The 20,041-nt window shown below is 60.8% G+C and carries 20 protein-coding genes; 6 read left to right on the top strand and 14 right to left on the bottom strand.

What is annotated here, in order from left to right; all coding sequences use genetic code 11:
* Positions 1-43: 43 nt before the first annotated feature.
* From rimK to AC6I7Z_RS06835, 3 genes are read right to left on the bottom strand one after another with little or no spacing between them, the layout of a single operon-like run.
* The gene (rimK, locus tag AC6I7Z_RS06845; RefSeq protein WP_497815410.1) at positions 44-946 is read right to left on the bottom strand and encodes a 30S ribosomal protein S6--L-glutamate ligase; all 903 of its coding nucleotides are present in this window, start codon (positions 944-946) and stop codon (positions 44-46) included.
* An 18-nt stretch (positions 947-964) separates the two neighbouring features.
* Positions 965-1,687, bottom strand: coding sequence for an oxygen-insensitive NADPH nitroreductase (gene nfsA / locus AC6I7Z_RS06840; RefSeq protein ID WP_497813627.1), 723 nt, complete (start codon positions 1,685-1,687; stop codon positions 965-967).
* The gene (locus AC6I7Z_RS06835) at positions 1,687-1,956 is read right to left on the bottom strand and encodes a DUF1418 family protein (RefSeq protein WP_033789226.1); all 270 of its coding nucleotides are present in this window, start codon (positions 1,954-1,956) and stop codon (positions 1,687-1,689) included. The genes nfsA and AC6I7Z_RS06835 overlap by 1 nt, the downstream gene beginning before the upstream one ends.
* A gap of 195 nt (positions 1,957-2,151) precedes the next feature.
* Here AC6I7Z_RS06835 and AC6I7Z_RS06830 point away from each other — a divergent pair, with 195 nt between their 5' ends.
* Entirely contained in the window at positions 2,152-2,409 is a 258-nt protein-coding gene (locus tag AC6I7Z_RS06830) for a GrxA family glutaredoxin (RefSeq protein ID WP_497813626.1), read from the top strand.
* Between the two features lie 52 nt (positions 2,410-2,461).
* Here the strand turns inward: AC6I7Z_RS06830 and ybjM are convergent, their stop codons facing one another.
* Positions 2,462-2,818: an inner membrane protein YbjM gene (ybjM, locus tag AC6I7Z_RS06825; protein ID WP_497813625.1), complete on the bottom strand. Its 357-nt coding sequence runs from the start codon at positions 2,816-2,818 to the stop codon at positions 2,462-2,464.
* Positions 2,819-3,068: 250 nt separating this feature from the next.
* Between ybjM and AC6I7Z_RS06820 the strand changes: the two genes are divergently transcribed.
* Positions 3,069-4,757 (top strand): aspartate:alanine antiporter, encoded by a 1,689-nt coding sequence (locus AC6I7Z_RS06820; protein ID WP_497813624.1) that lies wholly within the window; start codon positions 3,069-3,071, stop codon positions 4,755-4,757.
* A gap of 319 nt (positions 4,758-5,076) precedes the next feature.
* Positions 5,077-5,682 (top strand): undecaprenyl-diphosphate phosphatase, encoded by a 606-nt coding sequence (gene ybjG / locus AC6I7Z_RS06815; RefSeq protein WP_497813623.1) that lies wholly within the window; start codon positions 5,077-5,079, stop codon positions 5,680-5,682.
* 155 nt (positions 5,683-5,837) lie between these two features.
* Here the strand turns inward: ybjG and AC6I7Z_RS06810 are convergent, their stop codons facing one another.
* Positions 5,838-7,031, bottom strand: coding sequence for a serine hydrolase (locus AC6I7Z_RS06810; protein ID WP_497813622.1), 1,194 nt, complete (start codon positions 7,029-7,031; stop codon positions 5,838-5,840).
* 266 nt (positions 7,032-7,297) lie between these two features.
* Between AC6I7Z_RS06810 and AC6I7Z_RS06805 the strand changes: the two genes are divergently transcribed.
* On the top strand, positions 7,298-7,954 hold the full coding sequence (locus AC6I7Z_RS06805; RefSeq protein ID WP_497813621.1) for an HAD family hydrolase: 657 nt from the start codon (positions 7,298-7,300) through the stop codon (positions 7,952-7,954).
* Here AC6I7Z_RS06805 and AC6I7Z_RS06800 read toward each other — a convergent pair whose 3' ends face one another.
* From AC6I7Z_RS06800 to AC6I7Z_RS06760, 9 genes are all read right to left on the bottom strand, one after another.
* The gene (locus AC6I7Z_RS06800; protein WP_497813620.1) at positions 7,955-9,088 is read right to left on the bottom strand and encodes a PQQ-dependent sugar dehydrogenase; all 1,134 of its coding nucleotides are present in this window, start codon (positions 9,086-9,088) and stop codon (positions 7,955-7,957) included.
* Between the two features lie 109 nt (positions 9,089-9,197).
* On the bottom strand, positions 9,198-9,854 hold the full coding sequence (locus AC6I7Z_RS06795) for a DUF3313 domain-containing protein (protein WP_497813619.1): 657 nt from the start codon (positions 9,852-9,854) through the stop codon (positions 9,198-9,200).
* 109 nt (positions 9,855-9,963) lie between these two features.
* A complete protein-coding gene (locus AC6I7Z_RS06790) occupies positions 9,964-10,599 on the bottom strand; it encodes a carbonic anhydrase (protein WP_497815409.1) in 636 nt (211 codons plus the stop codon).
* 426 nt (positions 10,600-11,025) lie between these two features.
* Positions 11,026-11,475, bottom strand: a complete 450-nt coding sequence (locus AC6I7Z_RS06785) for a DUF4385 domain-containing protein (protein WP_497813618.1) — start codon at positions 11,473-11,475, stop codon at positions 11,026-11,028.
* Positions 11,472-12,377 carry a glutathione ABC transporter permease GsiD gene (gene gsiD, locus AC6I7Z_RS06780; protein ID WP_497813617.1) on the bottom strand — a complete coding sequence of 302 codons (906 nt, stop codon included), beginning with the start codon at positions 12,375-12,377 and terminating at the stop codon, positions 11,472-11,474. Before gsiD ends, AC6I7Z_RS06785 begins: the two co-directional genes overlap by 4 nt.
* Before the next feature lie 9 nt (positions 12,378-12,386).
* On the bottom strand, positions 12,387-13,307 hold the full coding sequence (gene gsiC / locus AC6I7Z_RS06775; RefSeq protein WP_497813616.1) for a glutathione ABC transporter permease GsiC: 921 nt from the start codon (positions 13,305-13,307) through the stop codon (positions 12,387-12,389).
* 49 nt (positions 13,308-13,356) lie between these two features.
* Complete coding sequence (gene gsiB / locus AC6I7Z_RS06770; protein WP_497813615.1) at positions 13,357-14,892, bottom strand: glutathione ABC transporter substrate-binding protein GsiB; 1,536 nt, start codon at positions 14,890-14,892, stop codon at positions 13,357-13,359.
* A 38-nt stretch (positions 14,893-14,930) separates the two neighbouring features.
* On the bottom strand, positions 14,931-16,778 hold the full coding sequence (gene gsiA, locus AC6I7Z_RS06765) for a glutathione ABC transporter ATP-binding protein GsiA (protein ID WP_497813614.1): 1,848 nt from the start codon (positions 16,776-16,778) through the stop codon (positions 14,931-14,933).
* 9 nt (positions 16,779-16,787) lie between these two features.
* Positions 16,788-17,747, bottom strand: coding sequence for an isoaspartyl peptidase/L-asparaginase family protein (locus tag AC6I7Z_RS06760; protein WP_497813613.1), 960 nt, complete (start codon positions 17,745-17,747; stop codon positions 16,788-16,790).
* A gap of 225 nt (positions 17,748-17,972) precedes the next feature.
* Here AC6I7Z_RS06760 and moeA point away from each other — a divergent pair, with 225 nt between their 5' ends.
* Complete coding sequence (moeA, locus tag AC6I7Z_RS06755; protein ID WP_497813612.1) at positions 17,973-19,208, top strand: molybdopterin molybdotransferase MoeA; 1,236 nt, start codon at positions 17,973-17,975, stop codon at positions 19,206-19,208.
* A complete protein-coding gene (moeB, locus tag AC6I7Z_RS06750) occupies positions 19,208-19,975 on the top strand; it encodes a molybdopterin-synthase adenylyltransferase MoeB (RefSeq protein WP_497813611.1) in 768 nt (255 codons plus the stop codon). Before moeA ends, moeB begins: the two co-directional genes overlap by 1 nt.
* Positions 19,976-20,041 lie beyond the last annotated feature (66 nt).

The following is a 20,041-nucleotide window of genomic DNA, read 5'->3' as shown; positions in this document are numbered from 1 at the left end:
AAAAAATGCGCCTGACGCTACGAAAACCGCTGAAAAGCGCGCGTCAGCCGCCGGTTTTAAGACTGAAACCGGGCAGAGCGTTGCGCTCTGTCCAGTCGATCATCAGGCCGGCGATATCGATGCCGGTGCTGGTTTCGATCCCTTCCAGCCCGGGCGAGGCGTTTACCTCCATCACCAGGGGGCCGCGATGCGCGCGCAAAATATCCACGCCCGCCACGTCCAGCCCCAGCGTCGCGGCCGCTTTGACTGCGATGGCGCGCTCCTGCGGCGTAATCTCCACCGGATGCGCTTTACCGCCGCGATGCAGATTAGAGCGGAAATCGCCCTCTTTCGCCTCGCGCTCGATCGCCGCCACCACTTCGCCGCCAATCACCAGGCAGCGTACATCGCGTCCCTGCGCCTCCTGGATAAACTCCTGCACCAGAATATGGGCGTTAAGGCCGCGAAAGGCGTCGATGACGCTCTCCGCCGCCTGCCGCGTCTCCGCCAGCACCACCCCGATGCCCTGCGTGCCCTCTACCAGCTTCACCACCAGCGGCGCGCCGCCGACCATGGCGATAAGATCCTGAGTATCGTCCGGCGACGAGGCGAAGCCGGTCACCGGCATATCGATACCCTGACGCGCCAGCAGCTGCAGCGAGCGCAGCTTGTCGCGCGCGCGGGCGATGGCCAGCGACTCGTTGAGCGGATAGCTGCCGCACATCTCGAACTGGCGCAGCACCGCCGTGCCGTAGAAGGTGGCGGCGGAGCCGATGCGCGGGATGACCGCGTCGAAATGGCCGAGCGGTTCGCCGCGATAGTGCACCGCTGGCGAAGCCGGGTTGATATTCATGTAGCAGGAGAGCGGATCGATGATTTGAATCTCATGCCCGCGCTGCTCGGCAACGTCACGCAAGCGTCGGCAGGAGTAAAGTTGTCCGTCGCGCGACAGGATGGCGATTTTCATCATCGAACCTCTCTGGAATTAACGCGTCGCCCAGCCCTGCTGGTGCAGGTAGTCGAGCATAAAGGGGCGCGTCTCTTTGACGATCAGACGCTGAATCAGCTCGCTCCAGGTCTCGCTGCGCTGATTGCTGTCGCGCTGCTCGTAGTAGATCGCCGTGCGGCTATCGTAATCGGCCAGCACCTGCGGATCGACCGGATGATAACGGTTTTCATGCACCAGCATCGCCTGCGGCAGGCGCGGCTTAAGGTCAGGCACGGCAGAGGGATAGCCGATACAGAAGCCGAACAGCGGCAGCACGAATTTCGGCAGGCCAAGCAGCTCGGTCACCTGCGCGATATTGTTGCGGATGCCGCCGATAAAGACGCCGCCCAGGCCAAGGGATTCGGCGGCGATCATGGCGTTTTGCGCCATCAGCGCGGTATCGACGCAGCCCAGCAGCAGCTGCTCGGCGCGGCCCAGCTGCGCATCGGGACAAATTTGCAGGTGGCGGTTAAAGTCGGCGCAGAATACCCAGAACTCCGCCGCGTCCGCCACCCACTGCTGACCGCCGGTCAGCGTCACCAGCTGCTGGCGCAGCGCGGGATCGGTGATGCGAATAATGGAAGAGCACTGCAGAAAGCTGGAGGTGGACGCCGATTGCGCCGCGGCGATAATCGCCTCACGCTGTTCCGCGCTGATTGCCTGGTCGGTAAAGGCACGAATGGAACGGTGGCTGCACAATAGATCGATAGTCGGTGTCATTAAGGTCTCCGGCGAGTGTCATTTTTATTAACGGCGCGACCGAACAGCTGCGGCGCCATCGCTTGCGCGGTGCGCCATATCATCAGCCAGGCGGCGGGCAGCATCAGCAGAATGCCGATAATCAGCAGCGCGGTCGCCAGCGTCTTGCCGTCAGCGTGCGCGGGCAGCGGCAGCCAGCGGTTAGCCAGCAGCAGCGCGCAGAGCGTCAGCAGGCCGCCGAGCGCCTCCATGATCAGCAGAGCTTTGGGCAAACGCGCCAGATTCGGCATAGCATTCTCCTGGGTCGCACCGGGTTCAGGCCGTCAATTATGGTCAAGGTTCACCAACTTGCATAGACGGCGCGCATCAGACTAACAGGCATTTCCTGCTTTCTTTAAGCGGTTCGAGCGGGCATCATGTTGACCATCTACTTTGAGCTTGTGTGACATGTGTCACATTAAATAGCCTGAATTAAGGAGCTTTTCATGGTTACTGTCATTTTTGGTCGTCCTGGCTGCCCCTATTGCGTACGTGCGAAAGAGCTGGCCGACAAGCTCAGCGCCGAGCGCGACGACTTTAGCTACCAGTATGTGGATATCCAGGCGGAAGGCATTACCAAAGCGGATCTGGAGAAAAGCGCGGGCAAACCCGTCACCACCGTTCCGCAGATTTTCATCGACGAGCAGCATATCGGCGGCTACACCGATTTCGCCGCCTGGACCAAAGAAAACCTGAGCGTATAAGATTTTTTCGCCAGCGTAACGGGCCGACACGGCCCGTTTTTTCGTTCTGGCGTCAGCGCCAGACGATGCGCGCCAGACGCACCAGCAGCGCGCCGCTGCCCGCCCAGAAGAGCGCGCTCAGGCTCCAGACCGACAGGGTAAGCCAGCTGGTGTGGGCCAGCAGCGAGTTGTTGAGCAGCAGAACGCCGAGAAGCGTGCCCCAGAGCGCCATCAGCAGCGTGCTTTTTAGCGGACTCTCCGCGTGCAGCATCGCCATTACCGCGCCCGGCAGCAAAAAAAGCAGCAATTCAGGCTGCCCGCCCAGCGGCGCATTGCCCACCAGCCAGTAACGATGCGCATAAATAAACACCAGACTGTAGAGCGCAACGCCAAGCATCGCACTGGTCCAGCGTAAGGAACGCTGTGGCATATCACCCCACTTATTGAAAATCATCATAATGACAACAACCTGCCGCGATCTCTGGTGGAAATAAAATGAAACAGGCCGTTAGCGGTATGAAATTTTAAGCTAATGGCTGAGGGTGATTTTTATGATTAGAATACCTGCCGTTTAAGAGTGGCCTGTTTAAATCTGGCAGCAGGCTTACTGCTCGGCCTGCACAAGATAGCGAAAAACAGGCCTGTCATCAACAGCTTACAAGTAAACAAGAAGTTAAACAGTGAACATAAACGTCGCAGATTTGTTAAGCGGAAATGACGTTCTGTTATTATTTGTCGTTTTAGCACTCGGTCTTTGCCTGGGTAAATTGCGCCTGGGCTCAGTGCAGTTGGGTAATTCCATCGGCGTATTAGTCGTTTCTTTATTACTCGGCCAGCAGCACTTCGCGATAAATACCGCCGCATTGAGCCTCGGCTTTATGCTGTTTATTTTTTGCGTCGGCGTAGAAGCGGGCCCCAACTTTTTTTCTATTTTCTTCCGTGACGGGAAAAACTATTTTCTGCTGGCGATCGTCATGGTGCTCAGCGCCCTGCTGCTGGCGCTGGGCTTCGGCAAACTTTTCGGCTGGGATATCGGCATGACGGCGGGGATGCTGGCGGGCTCGATGACCTCGACGCCAGTGCTGGTCGGCGCAGGCGATACCCTGCGGCAGAGCCTCAGCGACGGCGGACAACTGGCGCTGATGCAGGATCACCTCTCGCTCGGCTACGCCCTGACCTATCTGATCGGCCTGGTGAGCCTGATTTTCGGCGCGCGTTATCTGCCGCGCCTGCAGCATCAGGATCTGCCCACCTGCGCCCAGCAAATCGCGCGCGAGCGCGGACTGGACGCCGACAGCCAGCGCAAAGTCTTTCTGCCGGTGATCCGCGCCTACCGCGTCGGCCCGGAGCTGGTGGCGTGGAGCGGCGGCAAGAATCTGCGCGAACTGGGTATCTATCGCCAGACCGGCTGCTATATCGAACGTATTCGCCGCAACGGCATTCTGGCCAGCCCGGACGGCGACGCGGTGCTGCAGCTCGGCGACGATATTTCGCTGGTGGGCTATCCAGACGCTCATGCGCGGCTCGACGCCAGCTTTCGCAACGGCAAAGAGGTCTTCGACCGCGATCTGCTCGATATGCGCATCGTGACGGAAGAGATCGTGGTGAAAAACCACAACGCGGTAAATAAACGCCTCAGCAAACTCAATCTCACCGATCACGGCTGCTTTTTGAACCGGGTCATCCGCAGTCAGATCGAGATGCCGATCGACGACAGCATTATGCTGCATAAAGGCGATATCCTGCAGGTCAGCGGCGAGGCGAAGCGCGTGAAAAACGTGGCGGATCGCATCGGCTTTATCGCGATTCACAGCCAGGTGACCGATCTGCTGGCGTTCTGCGCCTTCTTTATCGTCGGGCTAATGATCGGGCTGATCACCTTTCAGTTCAGCAACTTCAGCTTCGGCATCGGCAACGCCGCCGGGCTGCTGTTCGCCGGCATTATGCTCGGCTTTTTGCGCGCCAACCATCCCACCTTCGGCTATATCCCGCAGGGCGCGCTCACCATGGTGAAAGAGTTCGGGCTGATGGTGTTTATGGCGGGCGTCGGGCTGAGCGCCGGCAGCGGCATCAACCAGGGTCTCGGCAGCGAAGGCGCGCTGATGCTGTTGTGCGGCCTGCTGGTGAGCCTGCTGCCGGTAGTGATCTGCTATCTGTTCGGCGCCTACGTGCTGCGCATGAACCGCGCGCTGCTGTTCGGCGCCATTATGGGCGCGCGCACCTGCGCGCCGGCGATGGAGATTATTTGCGATACGGCGCGCAGCAATATTCCGGCGCTGGGCTATGCAGGCACCTACGCCATCGCCAACGTGCTGCTGACGCTGGCGGGCACGCTGATTGTGATTATCTGGCCGATTTTGCCCCTATAAAATTTTTTCAGCTCAGTCCAGAACTTTTTTGTTAAGGCTGAGTCTGAATAAGTGCCACTGCTTTTCTTTGAAATCCCCAAATTGTGGAGCCCGCCAGCTTTTTGCTGACGGGTTTTTTTATGCCTGTCACATACCAGGGCAGAGCGGATAAGGGGTGCGCGCGTTGTCACTGAACTTAAACCGTTCTGAAACCTGCGCGTCATTTAGGAGCGGGCGCTATATCTCCCGACGCGTGACGTCGCCAGAATAGATCTTTTCATTGACATTTTGTGCGCAGCGGCGAACGGGCGCAGATCTACGACGAGGATTTTTTACCTTTATGGAAGCGTTTAACCACTCTCTGTTTTTATCCATTAACGCAACGCCCGATTCGCCCGGCTGGCTGCTGGCGCTGGCGACCTTTATCGCCAAAGATCTGATCGCCATCGTGCCGCTGCTGATTGTCGCGCTCTGGCTGTGGGGGCCGCGCGACCAGGTGAAATCGCAGCGCGTGCTGGTGCTGAAAACCGGCATGGCGCTGATCTACGCCCTTGCTATCTCCTGGTGCGTCGGCCAGCTTTTCCCTCATCCGCGGCCGTTCGCGATCGGGCTTGGGTATCAGTTTCTGCATCATGCGCCTGACGACTCCTACCCGAGCGATCACGGCACCACAATTTTCACCTTCGCGCTGGCGTTTATCTTCTGGCATCGACTCTGGTCAGGCGTGATCCTGATGGCGCTCGGCACGGCCATCGCCTGGTCGCGCGTCTATCTCGGCGTGCACTGGCCGATGGATATGCTGGGCGGATTTCTGGTGGGGCTGCTCGGCTGTCTGGCGTCGCATCTCGCCTGGCAGGGATATGGCGCGCGCATGCTGGCGACCTTAAACGCCGTCTACCGCGCGCTGTTCGCCCTGCCGATACGCAAGGGCTGGATCCAGGATTAAGCAAGCGGGCAGCGCGCTGGCCCGTTTACGGGCGCACCTGAGGGATGAGGTGCGTAACCACGCGGGCCGAGCGCGCAGGGAGGCGTTGAGCGACGTTGCGATCGGCCCATGCCAGCCGCGTCTGCTCAACGCTACCAGAGTGTGCTTTAACTAAATCACTTGCCGAACAGCGAGTGGAACTGCATCAGCACGAAATCGACGATGCGGCTGAAGAAATTGCCCTCCGGCACCTCCTCCATCACCACCAGCGGCCGCTGCTCAATGGTTTTGCCGTCAAGCTGGAAATCGATGCTGCCCACCACCTGATTTTTCTTCAAGGGCGCCTCAAGCTGCGGCGTTGTGAGGGTATAGCTCGCCTTCAGGTTCTTCATCTGCCCTTTCGGCAGCGTCAGCGCGGCATCCTTCTCAACGCCGAGGTTGACCTCTTTGCGATCGCCGAACCAGACGCGCTGCTGGGCGAACGGTTTGTCCGCCTTGATTGGCGTCACGGTCTCAAAAAAGCGGAAACCCCAGGTCAGCAGTTTTTCGCTCTCGCGGAAGCGCGCGGCGTCGGTGGCGGTGCCGAGCACCACGGAGATCAGCCGCATCCCATTCTCGGTCGCGGAGGCCACCAGGTTATTGCCTGCGCCAGAAGTGTGGCCGGTTTTAATGCCATCGACCTGCAGGTTGGTGCTCCAGAGCAGCCGGTTGCGGTTCATCTGGCGAATATGGTTGAAGGTAAACTCTTTCTCTTTGTTCAGCGCGTACTCTTCCGGCACGTCGCGGATCAGCGCCTGGCCAATCAGCGCCATATCGCGCGCCGTGCTGTACTGCCCTTCGGCATCCAGCCCGTGCACCGTCATAAAGTGGGTGTTCTTCAGTCCGAACGCCTTAACATAGTTGTTCATCAGGCCGATAAAGGCGTCCTGGCTGCCGGCGACATAGTCCGCCAGCGCGATGCAGGCGTCGTTGCCGGACTGAATAACAATGCCTTTATTCAGCTCCGACACCGGAATGCGGTCGCCAGGCTTGAGGAACATCAGCGAAGAGCCTTTCAGTTTGGGATTGCCGGTCGCCCAAGCGTCCTGGCCGATAGTCACCATATCATCGCGCTTGATTTTGCCCGACTTCAGCGCCTGGCCGACCACATAGCTGGTCATCATTTTGGTCAGACTGGCGGGATCGAGCCGATCGTCCGCGTTGCCCTCCGCCAGCACCTTGCCGCTGGCGTAATCCATTAATATCCAGGCTTTAGCCTCGACCTGGGGCGGCGCAGGCGCATCCACGGCGAAGGCAACGGGGGCGATAAACAGCAGTAACGAAGCGGCGGCGGCGTGCCGCAGGCGGCGTGAAGAGCGAATAGTTGTCATGTGCGAGGAAATTCCATGTTAAATCGCGGTTTTAAGGCAAAACCTACAGAGTGAAACGCTACCCTCTGCAGCGCATGAAAAAAACCGCCCAACCGTAAAGTTTTATAGAGTTTAGTAGAGTAACCCTGGCATCTGCCGGGCGCGCTGACCAGTTTCGCGCCAGAGGCGCGCACGAAAAAGCCGGTGAAATTCCGATTTTTCGCAGAAGGGTTAAGAGCGTCACAAAATTCTGCCAGGCTGATGTGAGTCTACTGAGGAGACCCACCATGGACTTAGCCGTATTCGATCTCGACGAAACCGTTATCTGCGAAGGCAGCACCGGCCTGTGGCTACGCTGGCTGGTGTCGCAGGGCTTTGCCCGTGAAGCGCTGCTGGCCGAAGAGCAGGCGCTGATGGCGCACTACTACGCTGGCACGCTGGCGATGGAAGATTATATGGCGCTGACGCTGTCGCCGCTGGCCGGTCTGGCAGCGCCGACCGTCGCAGGCTGGGTGCGCCGCTGGATCCAGCGCGACATCCTGCCGCGCGTCTATCCCGAAGCGCGCAACCGTATTGCCTGGCATCAGCAGCGCGGCGACAAAGTGGTGATCTGCTCCGCCAGCGGCGAACATCTGGTGACGCCGATTGCCGAACGGCTGGGCGCGCACGGCGCGCTGGCGATTGGCGTCGAAGTGGTGAATGACCGCTACAGCGGACAAACCTACGGCACTATGACCTATAAAGAGGGCAAGGTGACGCGGCTTACCGACTGGCGCGCCCTGCAGCAGGAGCAGGATTTCGCGCGCACCTGGGCTTACAGCGACTCGATGAACGACCTGCCGCTGCTGGCGCAGGCCGATCACGCGCTGGTGATCAACCCGGATGCGCTGCTGCATCAGGAAGCGCTCAACCGCGGCTGGCAAGTCTGCCGCTGGGCGCGCTGATTAACCACGGGACGCGCCAGCCGCCTCGGCGAGTCCCACCTTCAGCAGCTTGCCGTTGTCGCTGTCGGTAAGCACGTAGAGATAGCCGTCCGGCCCCTGACGCACGTCGCGAATGCGCTCGTCGCGATCGGTAAGCAGACGCTGCGTCTCGACCACCTTTTCGCCATTGACGCTGAGGCGGATCAGGCTTTTCTCTTTGAGCGCGCCGATAAACAGCGAATTTTTCCACTGCGGAAAGCGCGCGCTGTTGTAAAACGCCATGCCGCTTAGCGCAGGCGATTTCTTCCAGTAGAACACCGGCTGTTCCGTTCCCTCGGCGTGCGTTCCTTTCGATTCCGGCACCTTGCTGCCGTTGTAGTCGATGCCCCAGGTCGCCAGCGGCCAGCCGTAGTTTTTGCCTTTCTGCGGAATATTCACCTCGTCCCCGCCGCGCGGGCCGTGCTCGCTTTCCCATATCTGCTGCGTCCAGGGGTTAAACGCCAGCCCCTGCGGGTTGCGCAGGCCGTAGGCCCAGATCTCCGGCCGCGCGCCGCTGCGGCTGACGAAAGGATTATCTTTCGGCACGCTGCCGTCCTGATTCAGACGCAGAATTTTGCCGGTGAGCTTGTCGAGATCCTGCGCGCTGCTGCTGTGGAAGTTGTCGCCGAACACAATGTAGAGATAGCCGTCGCCATCGAAGGCCATACGCGTGCCGAGGTTGTTGCCCGCCGACAGCTGCGGCGTCTGGCGCACCACCGTTTTAAAGCCGGTCAGGCGGCGATTATCCTCGCTGAGCTGGCCGTAGCCCACCACCGCGCCCAGCTCGCCGCCGCTGTTAGCCTCGGTGTAGCTCAGCCAGACGCGGCGGCTCTGCGCGAAGTCCGGCGCCAGCACCACGTCGAGCAATCCCGCCTGGCGACGCACCGCCGCCTTCGGCACCCCTTCGATCGGCTGCGACAGACCGCTCTGCGGCCGCCAGCTGCGTAGCTGCCCGCTGCGCTCGGTGATCAGCAGCGTCTGATTGTCCGGCAGAAACGCCACTGACCAGGGATGATCGAGTTTGTCCTGTAAAACCTGAACCTGCACCTCCGCCGCCAGCGCGGGGAGAGTAGAGAGCGCGCCGCTAAGCAGCAGCGCGGCAGTGAGTCGGGTCATCGTAGTGCTCCAGTCGCCAGGGGATGAGCTTAAGGGTAGCCAGCGCGACAGGATAATGTTCAGGCTTTACAAAAGATTAAGTATGGCGTCCCTGCCATCGCCGTCCGAGTCAGGGCGCGCTGAAGTTCATCGCGTCGCTGACGGTATCGTCAATCGCGCTCTTCACGTCGGCGTAGGTGATGGGCGCGCTGCTGTTGTTCAGCGACTTGCCAAACGCCTTACGCACCACCTTGATCAGCGGTTTGCCGGTTTGGGCGTCGCGCGCCTCGATCTCGAGGAACAGCGCGCTGTTCTGCGTGCGGTGGCCGGTCGCCGCCATGGTGCTGGCGATCACCGCCGCTACCGGCACCACCTCATAGAACTGGACGCCCTCATTCTCCGCCGTCACGCCGGTGATAGCGCTGCGCACGATCAGCGTGTGCGGACCAGGCTGGGTCACCAGCTTTTTACGTTCGCCAATTGCCGCCTTGAGTCGCGTATCGGTGTAGCTGCGGATCTGATCCAGCGTCTGCTGGCTAACGCGCGCGTTAGGCTTAGCCGCCGGATAGTAAACCACCGGCGTATAGACCACCGAGCTGTAGTCACTGCTGCGGTAGTCGGGCGAGATCCAGCGCAGCGTAGGCCGGTCGCTGGCTGAGGTGGCGGGCTTGAGCTGGCTGTAATCGGAGATAAAACCGGAATATTGCTGTTTATCGGCAACGTGCGAGGTGCATCCCGCCAGCAGCATGGCGCTGGTCAGCAGGGTCAACAAGGAAATTTTGCGCATAGTCAGTTCTCAAATAGAAACAGGACGTTAATAGCTTAGATAATCCGTTGAGAACGTGCCGGGATAAACAAAAAGAAAACGCCCGCTGTGGATGCAGCGGGCGAGAGGCTTACTCGAAGCAGGTTTCCGGGTTATCGGAGAGCGAGATAAAGCGCTTGCCGCCTTCGGTCAGCGCCATAATTTTGCCTGATTCGATATCGTAGACCCAGCCGTGCAGGCGCACTTTGCCTTTACGCAGCGCCAGCGCCACGGATGGATGCGTCTTGATATTGTTCAGCTGGGCGATGACGTTCTCTTTGACCATCTCGTTCAGCTTGGCTTCCGGCGTCTCATATTGGCGCTCTTCCACCACGGTTTTCGCCGCATCCGCGTAGTGCAGCCAGTGATCGACCGCCGGCATATTATCCATGCACTGACACGAGGCGATAGCGTTCATCGCACCACAGTTAGAGTGACCGCAGATGATAATTTCGCTTACGCCCAGCACCATGACCGCATATTCGATGGTGGCTGATACGCCGCCTGGTTCCGGCCCGAACGGCGGCACGATATTGCCCGCGTTGCGGATCACGAAAAGCTGGCCCGGCTCCTGCTGGGTCACCAGCTCCGGTACTAAACGGCTGTCGGAACAGGAGATAAACAGCGCTTTCGGATTTTGGTTCGACGCCAGGCTTTTGAAAAGATCCTTCCTTTCAGGAAACACATTCTGTTGAAAACTCAGAAATCCGTTAACGATCTCTTTCATCATTGCGCTCTCACATTATCCACTTAGTCGACTGCGGCGACAGATGTCCGCAGCTGCCTTGTTATCTGCTTATTATTGAATTCACAGTAAATTTGAATTCAGGATTTAAGCACCAGGCCGCGTTAAACTCAACCCTGTTCTGATTATTGACAAATAATGCGCCTGTGGCGGATAAGAATTTTCGTTTAAATTCTCGGAGTTTAGCCTCTGACCCTCTGGCCGCGACGTTTGCACATATTTACGTAACATAAGGTCAGCTCGCCGCCTTTTTACCAGGGAAAATCGCGGCTTATCTCACTGAAAAGACGTCATAATTCCCCTACAAAAAGCACGGTGATTTAGGGCGAAACGCGACGAAACGCGCGCCGTCGTCCAGGCGCCGAATAGAGCCAGGATGGATGGCGACATTCAGCTTATCACTGGCAGTTAGCCATAGAGCTTCTGGTGCGCCTGCTTGCGCGCCAGGTAGTCTTCATCTTCGCGCAGGCGATCCCAGTAGGCTTTGAAAACGGCCGCCGCAGCGGCCTTTTCTTCATCGACGCCGCGCGGCAGCTCGTTGCCGTCGGCGTCGTACTTGCGTCCGCCCTTGTGATTGCTGTAGCGGCGCGCACGGGTATAGCCCATCTGGATGAACTTGCGCGCCATATCCATACCGACGAAATCATCCTGCGCGCGGTAGGTTTCAAACAGCTCCATAATCTTCGCCGCCGACGCCTCGGCGATCGGCACGGTACGGAAGCGCCAGTGCGGCAAGATCTCGCTTTTATAGGGCTCCACCATCAGCACGCCCTGCTCGCCGCGCCCGACCTGATAGCGCTCCGGCTGTTTGCGGAAGTCGATGGTTTTAAAGTCCTGCTCGTAATCGAATTTTTTCATGTCTTGAGTTTAGGATCGAGTGCGTCGCGTAGCCCGTCACCAAGCAAATTAAATGCTAAAACCGTGAGAAAAATCGCGAGACTGGGGAAAATCGCCACGTGCGGCGCCAGCACCATATCGGCGCGCGCCTCGTTGAGCATCGCGCCCCACTCCGGCGTGGGCGGCTGCGCGCCCAAACCGAGAAACGACAGGCTGGCGGCGGTAATAATCGAGGTGCCGATGCGCATGGTGAAGTAGACCACGATAGACGACACCGTGCCGGGCAGAATATGCCTGAGCAGAATAGTGGCGTCGGACGCGCCGATGCTGCGCGCCGACTCAATATAGGTCTGATGCTTCAGCACCAGCGTATTGCCGCGCACCAGGCGGGCAAACGCCGGAATGCTGAAAATCGCCACCGCGATAATCACGTTGCTCATGCCGCTGCCCATAATCGCCACCACCGCAATCGCCAGCAGAATGCCGGGAAAAGCGAACAATACGTCGCAAATGCGCATGGTAATGCGATCCCAGGCGCCCTCGTAGTAGCCCGCCAGCAGACCGAAGAAGGTGCCGATCGCCGCGCCAATCGCCACCGAAAAGAAGCCGGCGATCAGCGAGATGCGGGTGCCAACCAGCACGCGGCTGAAGATATCGCGGCCCAGCGCATCGACGCCGAACCAGTGCATCAGCGAAGGCCCCTGATTAAGCCGGTCGTAGTCGAAATAGTTCTCAGCGTCGAACGGCGCGATCAGCGGCGCGATAAACGCCAGCACAATCAGCAGCAGCACGAACAGCCCGGCGGTCATCGCCACCGGCTGGCGGCGAAAGCGTCGCCAGAACTCGCTCCAGGGCGTGCGAACCCGATTTTCCGTCGTCAGCGGCAGGCTTTTCAGCACCGCTTCGCGTCGCCAGTTTTTCATTGCGACTCCTTACCTGTAGCGAATAGCGGGATTGATTGCCGCATAGAGCAGATCGACAATCAGGTTTATCAGGATGAACTCCAGCGAGAAGAGCAGCACTTCGGCCTGGATCACCGGGTAGTCGCGCATCTCCACCGAATCCACCAGCAGGCGGCCGAGGCCCGGCCAGTTGAAGACCACCTCTACCACGATCGAACCGCCGAGCAGAAAGCCGAACTGCAGCCCCATCATGGTGACCACCGGGATCATGGCGCTGCGCAGGCCGTGTTTGACCACCACCAGCGATTCGCGCACCCCTTTGGCGCGCGCGGTGCGCATATAGTCTTCCTGCATCACCTCGACGAACGAGGCGCGGGTAAAGCGCGCCATGACCGCCGCCACGGCGGCGCCCAGCGTAATCGACGGTAGAATATAGTGCCGCCAGCTGTCGGCGCCGACGGTCGGCAGCCAGCCCAGCTCCACTGAAAAAACCTGCATCAGCAGCATGCCGAGCGCAAAGGCGGGAAAAGAGATGCCTGACACCGCCAGCGTCATGCCGAGGCGATCGGGCCAGCGGTTGCGCCACACGGCGGAGACAATGCCGATCGTCATGCCAAAAATCACCGCCCAGATCATGCTGGCCAGCGTCAGCCACAGCGTCGGCATAAAGCGGGTGGCGATCTCCTCGGCGACCGGCCGCTTCGACACCAGCGAATGGCCGAAATCGCCCTGCAGCGCATTGAGAATAAAGTGCCAGAACTGCTGCGGCAGCGGCTGATCCAGCCCCAGCTCCTGGCGCACCAGCGCCACCACCGTGGCGTCGGCGTCCTGACCGGCGATCAGGCGCGCCGGATCGCCCGGCAGCAGGTGCACAAACATGAACACCAGCACCGCGACAATCAGCAGCGTCGGGATCAGCCCGAGCAGACGTTTAATAAAATAGTTAAGCATGCGAAATCCTGCGCAGCGGCGGCCAGCCCGCGCGGGCTGGCCGATCGGGTTACTTCAGGTCGGCCTCGTCAAAGCTGAAGGAGGTATCGGGCATCACGTAGAAGCCGGTCAGCGACGCGGTGTTGGCGGAAACCAGCTGCTCCACCACCAGCGGGATCCACGGATGGTCGTTCCAGATTTTATCCTGCGCGTCTTTATACAGGCTGGCTTTGCGCTCGCGATCGGTGGTTTTCAGCGCATCGGCCAGATCTTTATCCACCTGCGGATTACTGTAGAAGGCGGTATTGAAAATCGCCGGCGGCCAGGAGGCGGTAGCGAACAGCGGCGTCAGCGCCCAGTCGGCTTCGCCGGTAGAGGCGGACCAGCCGGTGTAGAACATGCGGACGCCACTCTCTTTCTGCCCTTTACTCTCTACCTCGGCGGCGCGCTGGCCAGCATCCATCGCCGTTACTTTGACCTTCACGCCTACCTGCGCCAGCTGCTGCTGGGTAAACTGCAGCACTTTTTGCGCGGTGCTGTGGTTATGCGACGACCAGAGCGTGGTTTCAAAGCCGTTGGGGTAGCCCGCTTCCTTCAGCAGCTCGCGCGCTTTGGCCGGGTTGTATTGAATCGCTGGATAGCGCTGCGCAAAGTCGATCGACGGCGGCACGATGCCGGTCGCCGGCGTCGCGTAGCCGGCGAAGGCGACTTTGGTCAGCGCCTCGCGGTTGATGGCGTACTCTAGCGCCTCGCGCACTTTCGGGTTATCGAACGGCTTCTGGGTGACGTTCAGGCTGATATAGCGCTGCATGATGGATGGCGCGGTCACCACCTTCAGCTTCGCGTTCTTCTCCAGCAGTTTGGCCTGCTCAAAGGGGATCGGGAAGGCGAAGTTCGCTTCGCCGGTCTGCAGCATCGCCGCGCGCGTGTTGTTGTCTACCACCGGACGCCAGGTAATGCTGTCGAGCTTCGGATAGCCCTTCTTCCAGTAGCCGTCCCACTTTTTCACCTTCACATAGTCGGTCTGGTTCCAGGTCACCAGCTCATACGGACCGGTGCCGACCGGGTGGAAGCCGATCTCTTTGCCATATTTCTTCAGCGCGGTAGGCGAAATCATTGCAGCGGCCGGATGCGCCAAATTGTTGATAAAGGCGGAAAAAGGCTGCTTCAGGGTGATTTTCACCGTGGTGGGATCGACCGCCTCGGTAGTGGCGATATATTTAAACAGGTTGTAGCGCTTGAGGTGATTATCGGGATTGCTGGCGCGCTCCAGGTTGACCTTAACCGCCTCGGCGTTAAAGTCGGTGCCGTCCTGGAATTTGATCCCTGGGCGCAGCTTAATGGTGTAGGTCAGGCCGTCCGGGCTTGCCTGATAGCTTTCCGCCAGCACGTTGGTCAGCTTCATCTCTTTATCGAAGCCAAACAGCCCCTGATAGAACGATTTCGCCACCGCCTGCGACAGCGTGTCGTTGGCGTCGTAAGGATCGAGCGTGGTGAAGTTGGACCCGACGGCGATAACCGCATCTTTTGCCGCCCAGGCGGGCAGCGCCGCCATGGCGCTCATCACGCCCGCCGCCAGTAACCCTTTACGCATTGCGTTGTGCATCGTGTTCTCCTGTATCCCTGCTTAGTGTGATTGTGATGTCAGGTGCTGCTGATAGCGTGGCGCGCGACGAAATGGCCTGGCGCCACCTCCATCAGCGGCGCGACTTCAGGCTCGTCGCCCAGCGCGCGTACGGCGCTGGGTATTTCATCCACCATCAATGCCCGTTCGCGCCGACGATGCGCCGGATCCGCCACCGGCACGGCGGCCATCAGCTTGCGGGTGTAGGGGTGCCTCGGCTGCTCGAACACCGCCTGGCGCGGCCCCATTTCAACGATTTGTCCCAGATACATAACCGCCACGCGATGGCTGATGCGTTCGACAACGGCCATATCGTGCGAAATAAACAGGAAGGCGATGCCGAATTCGCGCTGCAGATCGAGCATCAGATTGACGATCTGCGCCTGAATCGACACGTCAAGCGCCGACACCGACTCATCGGCGATCACCACTTTGGGATTGAGCGCCAGCGCGCGCGCGATGCAGATGCGCTGGCGCTGGCCGCCGGAGAATTCATGGGGATAGCGCTGCGCGTGTTCCGGCAGCAGCCCCACCTTTTCCAGCAGCCAGGCGACGCGCTGTTCCGCCTCGCGGCGCGGCATGACTTTATGCACCAGCAGCGGCTCCATAATAGAGAAGCCCACCGTCAGGCGCGGATCGAGCGAGGCGTAGGGATCCTGAAAGATAAACTGGATATCGCGCCGCAGATGCGCCAGCGCCGAGCCGGCGAGCCTGTCGATGCGCTGGCCGTTGAAGGTAATGGTGCCGCCCTGGCTCGCCACCAGCCGCAGCAGCGAACGCCCGGTGGTGGATTTACCGCAGCCCGATTCGCCCACCAGCGCCAGCGTCTCGCCGGCGTAGAGATCGAAACTCACCTTCTCTACCGCGTGCACGCGGCGTTTGACGCGGTTAAGCAGGCCGCCGCGAATATCGAAGCGCGTCACCAGATCGCGCACCTGCAAAATCGGGTCGAGATCGCGACGCGCGGTGTCCTGCGGCGTCTCCGGCTCCGCCTGACCGCCGGCGCGCAGCAGCGGAAAACGCGCAGGCAGCGGCTGACCGCTCATCGCGCCGAGCTTCGGCACCGCCGCCAGCAGCGCCTGGGTATAGGGCTGCTGCGGCGCGTCGAACAGCTGCTGCACCGGCGCGCTCTCCACCACGTCGCCGCGGTACATCACCTGGACGCGATCCGCCATTTCGGCCACCACGCCCATATCGTGGGTGATAAAAATCACCCCCATCTGCATCTCTTTTTGCAGCACGCGGATCAGCTGCAGGATTTGCGCCTGAATGGTGACGTCGAGCGCCGTGGTCGGCTCATCGGCGATCAGCAGCGCGGGACGGCACGACAGCGCCATGGCGATCACCACGCGCTGGCGCATGCCGCCGGAGAGCTGATGCGGATAGCGCGACAGCACGCCCTGCGCTTCGGGAATGCGCACCAGATCGAGCATGCGTCGCGCTTCCGCCAGCGCCTGCTGATGGCCTTTGCCCTGATGCAGGCGGATCGACTCGGCGATCTGCTCGCCAACGGTGAACACCGGGTTGAGCGAGGTCATCGGCTCCTGAAAAATCATCGCCATGTCGGCGCCGCGCACGCGACGCATCACGCCCGGCGCCGCGCGCGTCACGTCCAGCAGCTCGCCGCTGCGACGACGTAGCAGAATATCGCCGCTGACCTCGCCGCCCGCCTGCTCGATCAGCCGCATCAGCGCCAGCGAGGTGACCGATTTGCCGGAGCCGGACTCGCCGACGATGGCCAGGGTTTCGCCGCGCTGCACCTCGAGCGAGAGATCGCGCACCGCGTGCGTTACGCGCCCTTCATGGCTGAAGCGCACGTTAAGATTGCGTACCGCCAGAACTTGATTCGGCGCCATTTGCTGCGTCATGCCTGCTCCTTAGCCTTCGCGGTAGATGCCGACCTCTATCTCTTCACCCACGCGCGCTACGCCGCGGTACATGCCTTCGCTGTTGAACGGCAGCGCCACGTTGCCGAAGCGGTCGATGGCGATCAGGCCGCCGCTGCCGCCCAGCTCGGGAATAGCGTCGTGGATGACGTTAACGCAGGCCTGCTGCAGCGAGTGGCCGCCGTAGCGCATCTGCGCGGCGATATCGTAGGCCGCCAGGGTGCGAATAAAGACTTCGCCCGTGCCGGTGCAGGAGACCGCCACCGTATCGTTGCTGGCGTAGCAGCCTGCGCCCGGCAGCGGCGAGTCGCCGACGCGCCCCGCCTGTTTGTTGGTCATGCCGCCGGTTGAGGTGGCGGCGGCGAGGTTGCCCTCGGCGTCGATCGCCACCGCGCCGACGGTGCCGAATTTACGGTCGGGATCGAGCGGGTCGTCAGATTTCGCCGCGCCGTCGTGATCCAGCACCATCTCGTCGCTGGCCAGCGCGCGCTGCAGCTGTTCCCAGCGTTCCGGCGTCGAAAAGAAGGCAGGATCGACCTCTTCCAGCCCGTTGTCCCGCGCGAACTGCTCCGCGCCCGCGCCGATAAAGAGCACGTGCGGGCTCACCTCCAGCACCTTGCGCGCTGCCAGCACCGGATTGCGCAGGCGCGATACGCCTGCCACCGCCCCTACTTCCAGCGTGCGGCCGTCCATCACGCAGGCGTCCAGCTCGTGCGTGCCCTGGTGGGTGAAGACCGCGCCCTTGCCGGCGTTGAACAGCGGGCACTCCTCCAGCAGCCGCACCGCCTCGGTTACGGCGTCCAGCGCGCTGGCGCCCTGCGCCAGCATCTGCTGTCCCGCGCTGAGAATATCGTTCAGCGCCTGACGATACGCCTGCTCTTTTTCTGCGCTCATTGCCGAGCGCGTAATGGCGCCTGCCCCACCGTGAATAGCGATGACTGCTTTGACCATAACGCTTGCCCTGTCCTTTTACCGGAGTGAAAACACTGATTTAAAATGGTTTTCAGCCAATTTAAATGATTTTTGACTATAGAAAGCCTGTCAAAGCTTGTAAAGCGGAAACTGGCGCGTCGGCCATAACCTTTTATTGTGGCTTATGCCGCGGCGGAAATGTGACTCTGCTGGCAATTAGCACCATAATAGTCAGCAACTGTCTTTACTCAGGTTGCTAATACGATGGAAAGCTTTACCGCAGGATTAATTTCTCTGGAAGAGGCGCAGGCGAAAATGCTGGCGCAGCTTCAGCCTTTGCGCGATCGCGTCAGCGTGCCGCTGGCGGACGCAGCCGGCCGCATTACCGCCTTGCCGGTCACCTCGCCGATTGACGTGCCGCCGTTTGATAACTCGGCGATGGACGGTTACGCCGTGCGTCTGGCCGATATTCAATCCGATCGCCCGCTGAAGATCGCGGGTAAAGCCTTTGCCGGCGCCCCTTTTGACGGCGACTGGCCGGCGGGCAGCGCGGTGCGCATTATGACCGGCGCGCCGGTGCCGCCAGGCTGCGAAGCGGTGGTGATGCAGGAAGAGACGCGCGAGGTCGAGGACGGCATTGTGATTAACGCGCCGGTGCGGGCGGGACAAAATATCCGCCTGATCGGTGAAGATATCCGTCGCGATCAGCCGGTGCTGGCGGCGGGCGTGCGCCTCGGCGCGGCGGAGCTGCCGCTGCTCGCTTCGCTCGGCCTTGCCGAGGTCAGCGTGCTGCGCAAGCTGCGCGTCGCGGTTTTCTCCACCGGCGACGAGCTGCAGCCGGTCGGCCAGCCGCTGGCGCCGGGCCAGATCTACGACACCAATCGTTTTGCCGTCTCGCTGATGCTGCGCAAGCTCGGCTGCGAGGTGATCGACCTGGGCATTATCAAAGACGATCCGCAGGCGCTGCGTCATGCGTTCGCAGAGGCGGATCGGCAGGCCGACGTGGTGATCAGCACCGGCGGCGTCTCAGTCGGCGAAGCGGATTTCACCAAAACCATGCTGGACGAGCTGGGCGTTATCACTTTCTGGAAGCTGGCCATCAAGCCGGGCAAGCCTTTCGCCTTCGGCCGCCTCGCCAGCAGCTGGTTCTGCGGGCTGCCGGGCAATCCGGTCTCGGCCGCCGTCACCTTCTATCAGCTGGTGCAGCCGCTGCTTGCCGCCCTGACCGGCCAGATCGAATCGCCGCTGCCGCCGCGCCTGCGCGCGCGCGCCGCCTCGCGCCTGAAAAAATCCCCTGGCCGCCTCGATTTCCAGCGCGGTGTCATGCGTCGCGGCGCGGACGGCGAGCTGGAGGTGCACAGCACCGGCCATCAGGGCTCGCACGTCTTTAGCTCTTTTGCCGCCGCCAACTGCTTTATTGTGCTGGAGCGCGATCGCGGCGCGGTCGAGCCGGGCGAATGGGTCGAGGTTGAGCCCTTCAACGCGCTGCTGGAGGGGTAATGCTGCCCGAACTCAGCGATGAAGAGATGCTGCGCTATAACCGCCAGATCGTGCTGCGCGGCTTCGACTTCGACGGTCAGGAGAAGCTCAAGGCGAGCCGCGCGCTGATCGTCGGTCTCGGCGGACTGGGCTGCGCGGCGTCGCCTTATCTGGCCGCCGCGGGCGTCGGCGCGCTGACCCTGCTTGACTTCGATACCGTCGCGCTGTCGAACCTGCAGCGTCAACTCCTGCATCACGACGCGGATATCGGCCGCGCCAAGGTCGATTCGGCGGCGGAGAGTCTGGCTGCCATCAATCCGCATGTGCATATCGATACCGTTAACGGCATGCTTGAAGAAGCGGCGCTTGAGGCGCTGATCGCCGGGCATCAGGTGGTGCTCGACTGTACCGACAACGTGCAGATCCGCGAACAGCTCAACCGCCTTTGTCGGTCGCGTGGCGTGCCGCTGGTTTCCGGCGCGGCGATTCGTATGGAAGGCCAGATTAGCGTCTTTACCTGGCAACCGGGTTCGCCCTGCTATCGCTGTATTAGCCGTCTGTTCGGCGAGCAGACGCTAAGCTGCGTCGAAGCGGGCGTGATGGCGCCGCTGGTCGGGGTAATTGGCGCCATGCAGGCGATGGAGGCGATTAAAGTGTTGACGGACTTTGGCGCGCCCGCCGCGTCGCGGCTGCTGATGTATGATGCGATGAACGCGGAGTTTCGCAGCGTGAAGGTGGCGCAGGATGCGCACTGCGAAGTCTGTGGTTTGCCGACAGCCAGCCAATAAGCTTCAAAGCAGGTGGCATGGACCGAAAAGCAAAGCGTCCCGCGCCAGGGACAAAAACGCCGGGAG

The organism is Pantoea sp. X-Soil-MYKO-1289, from assembly GCF_059730625.1.
Note: the sequence above shows the minus strand (reverse complement) of the source record. Positions and strands in the feature narration are given on the sequence as shown.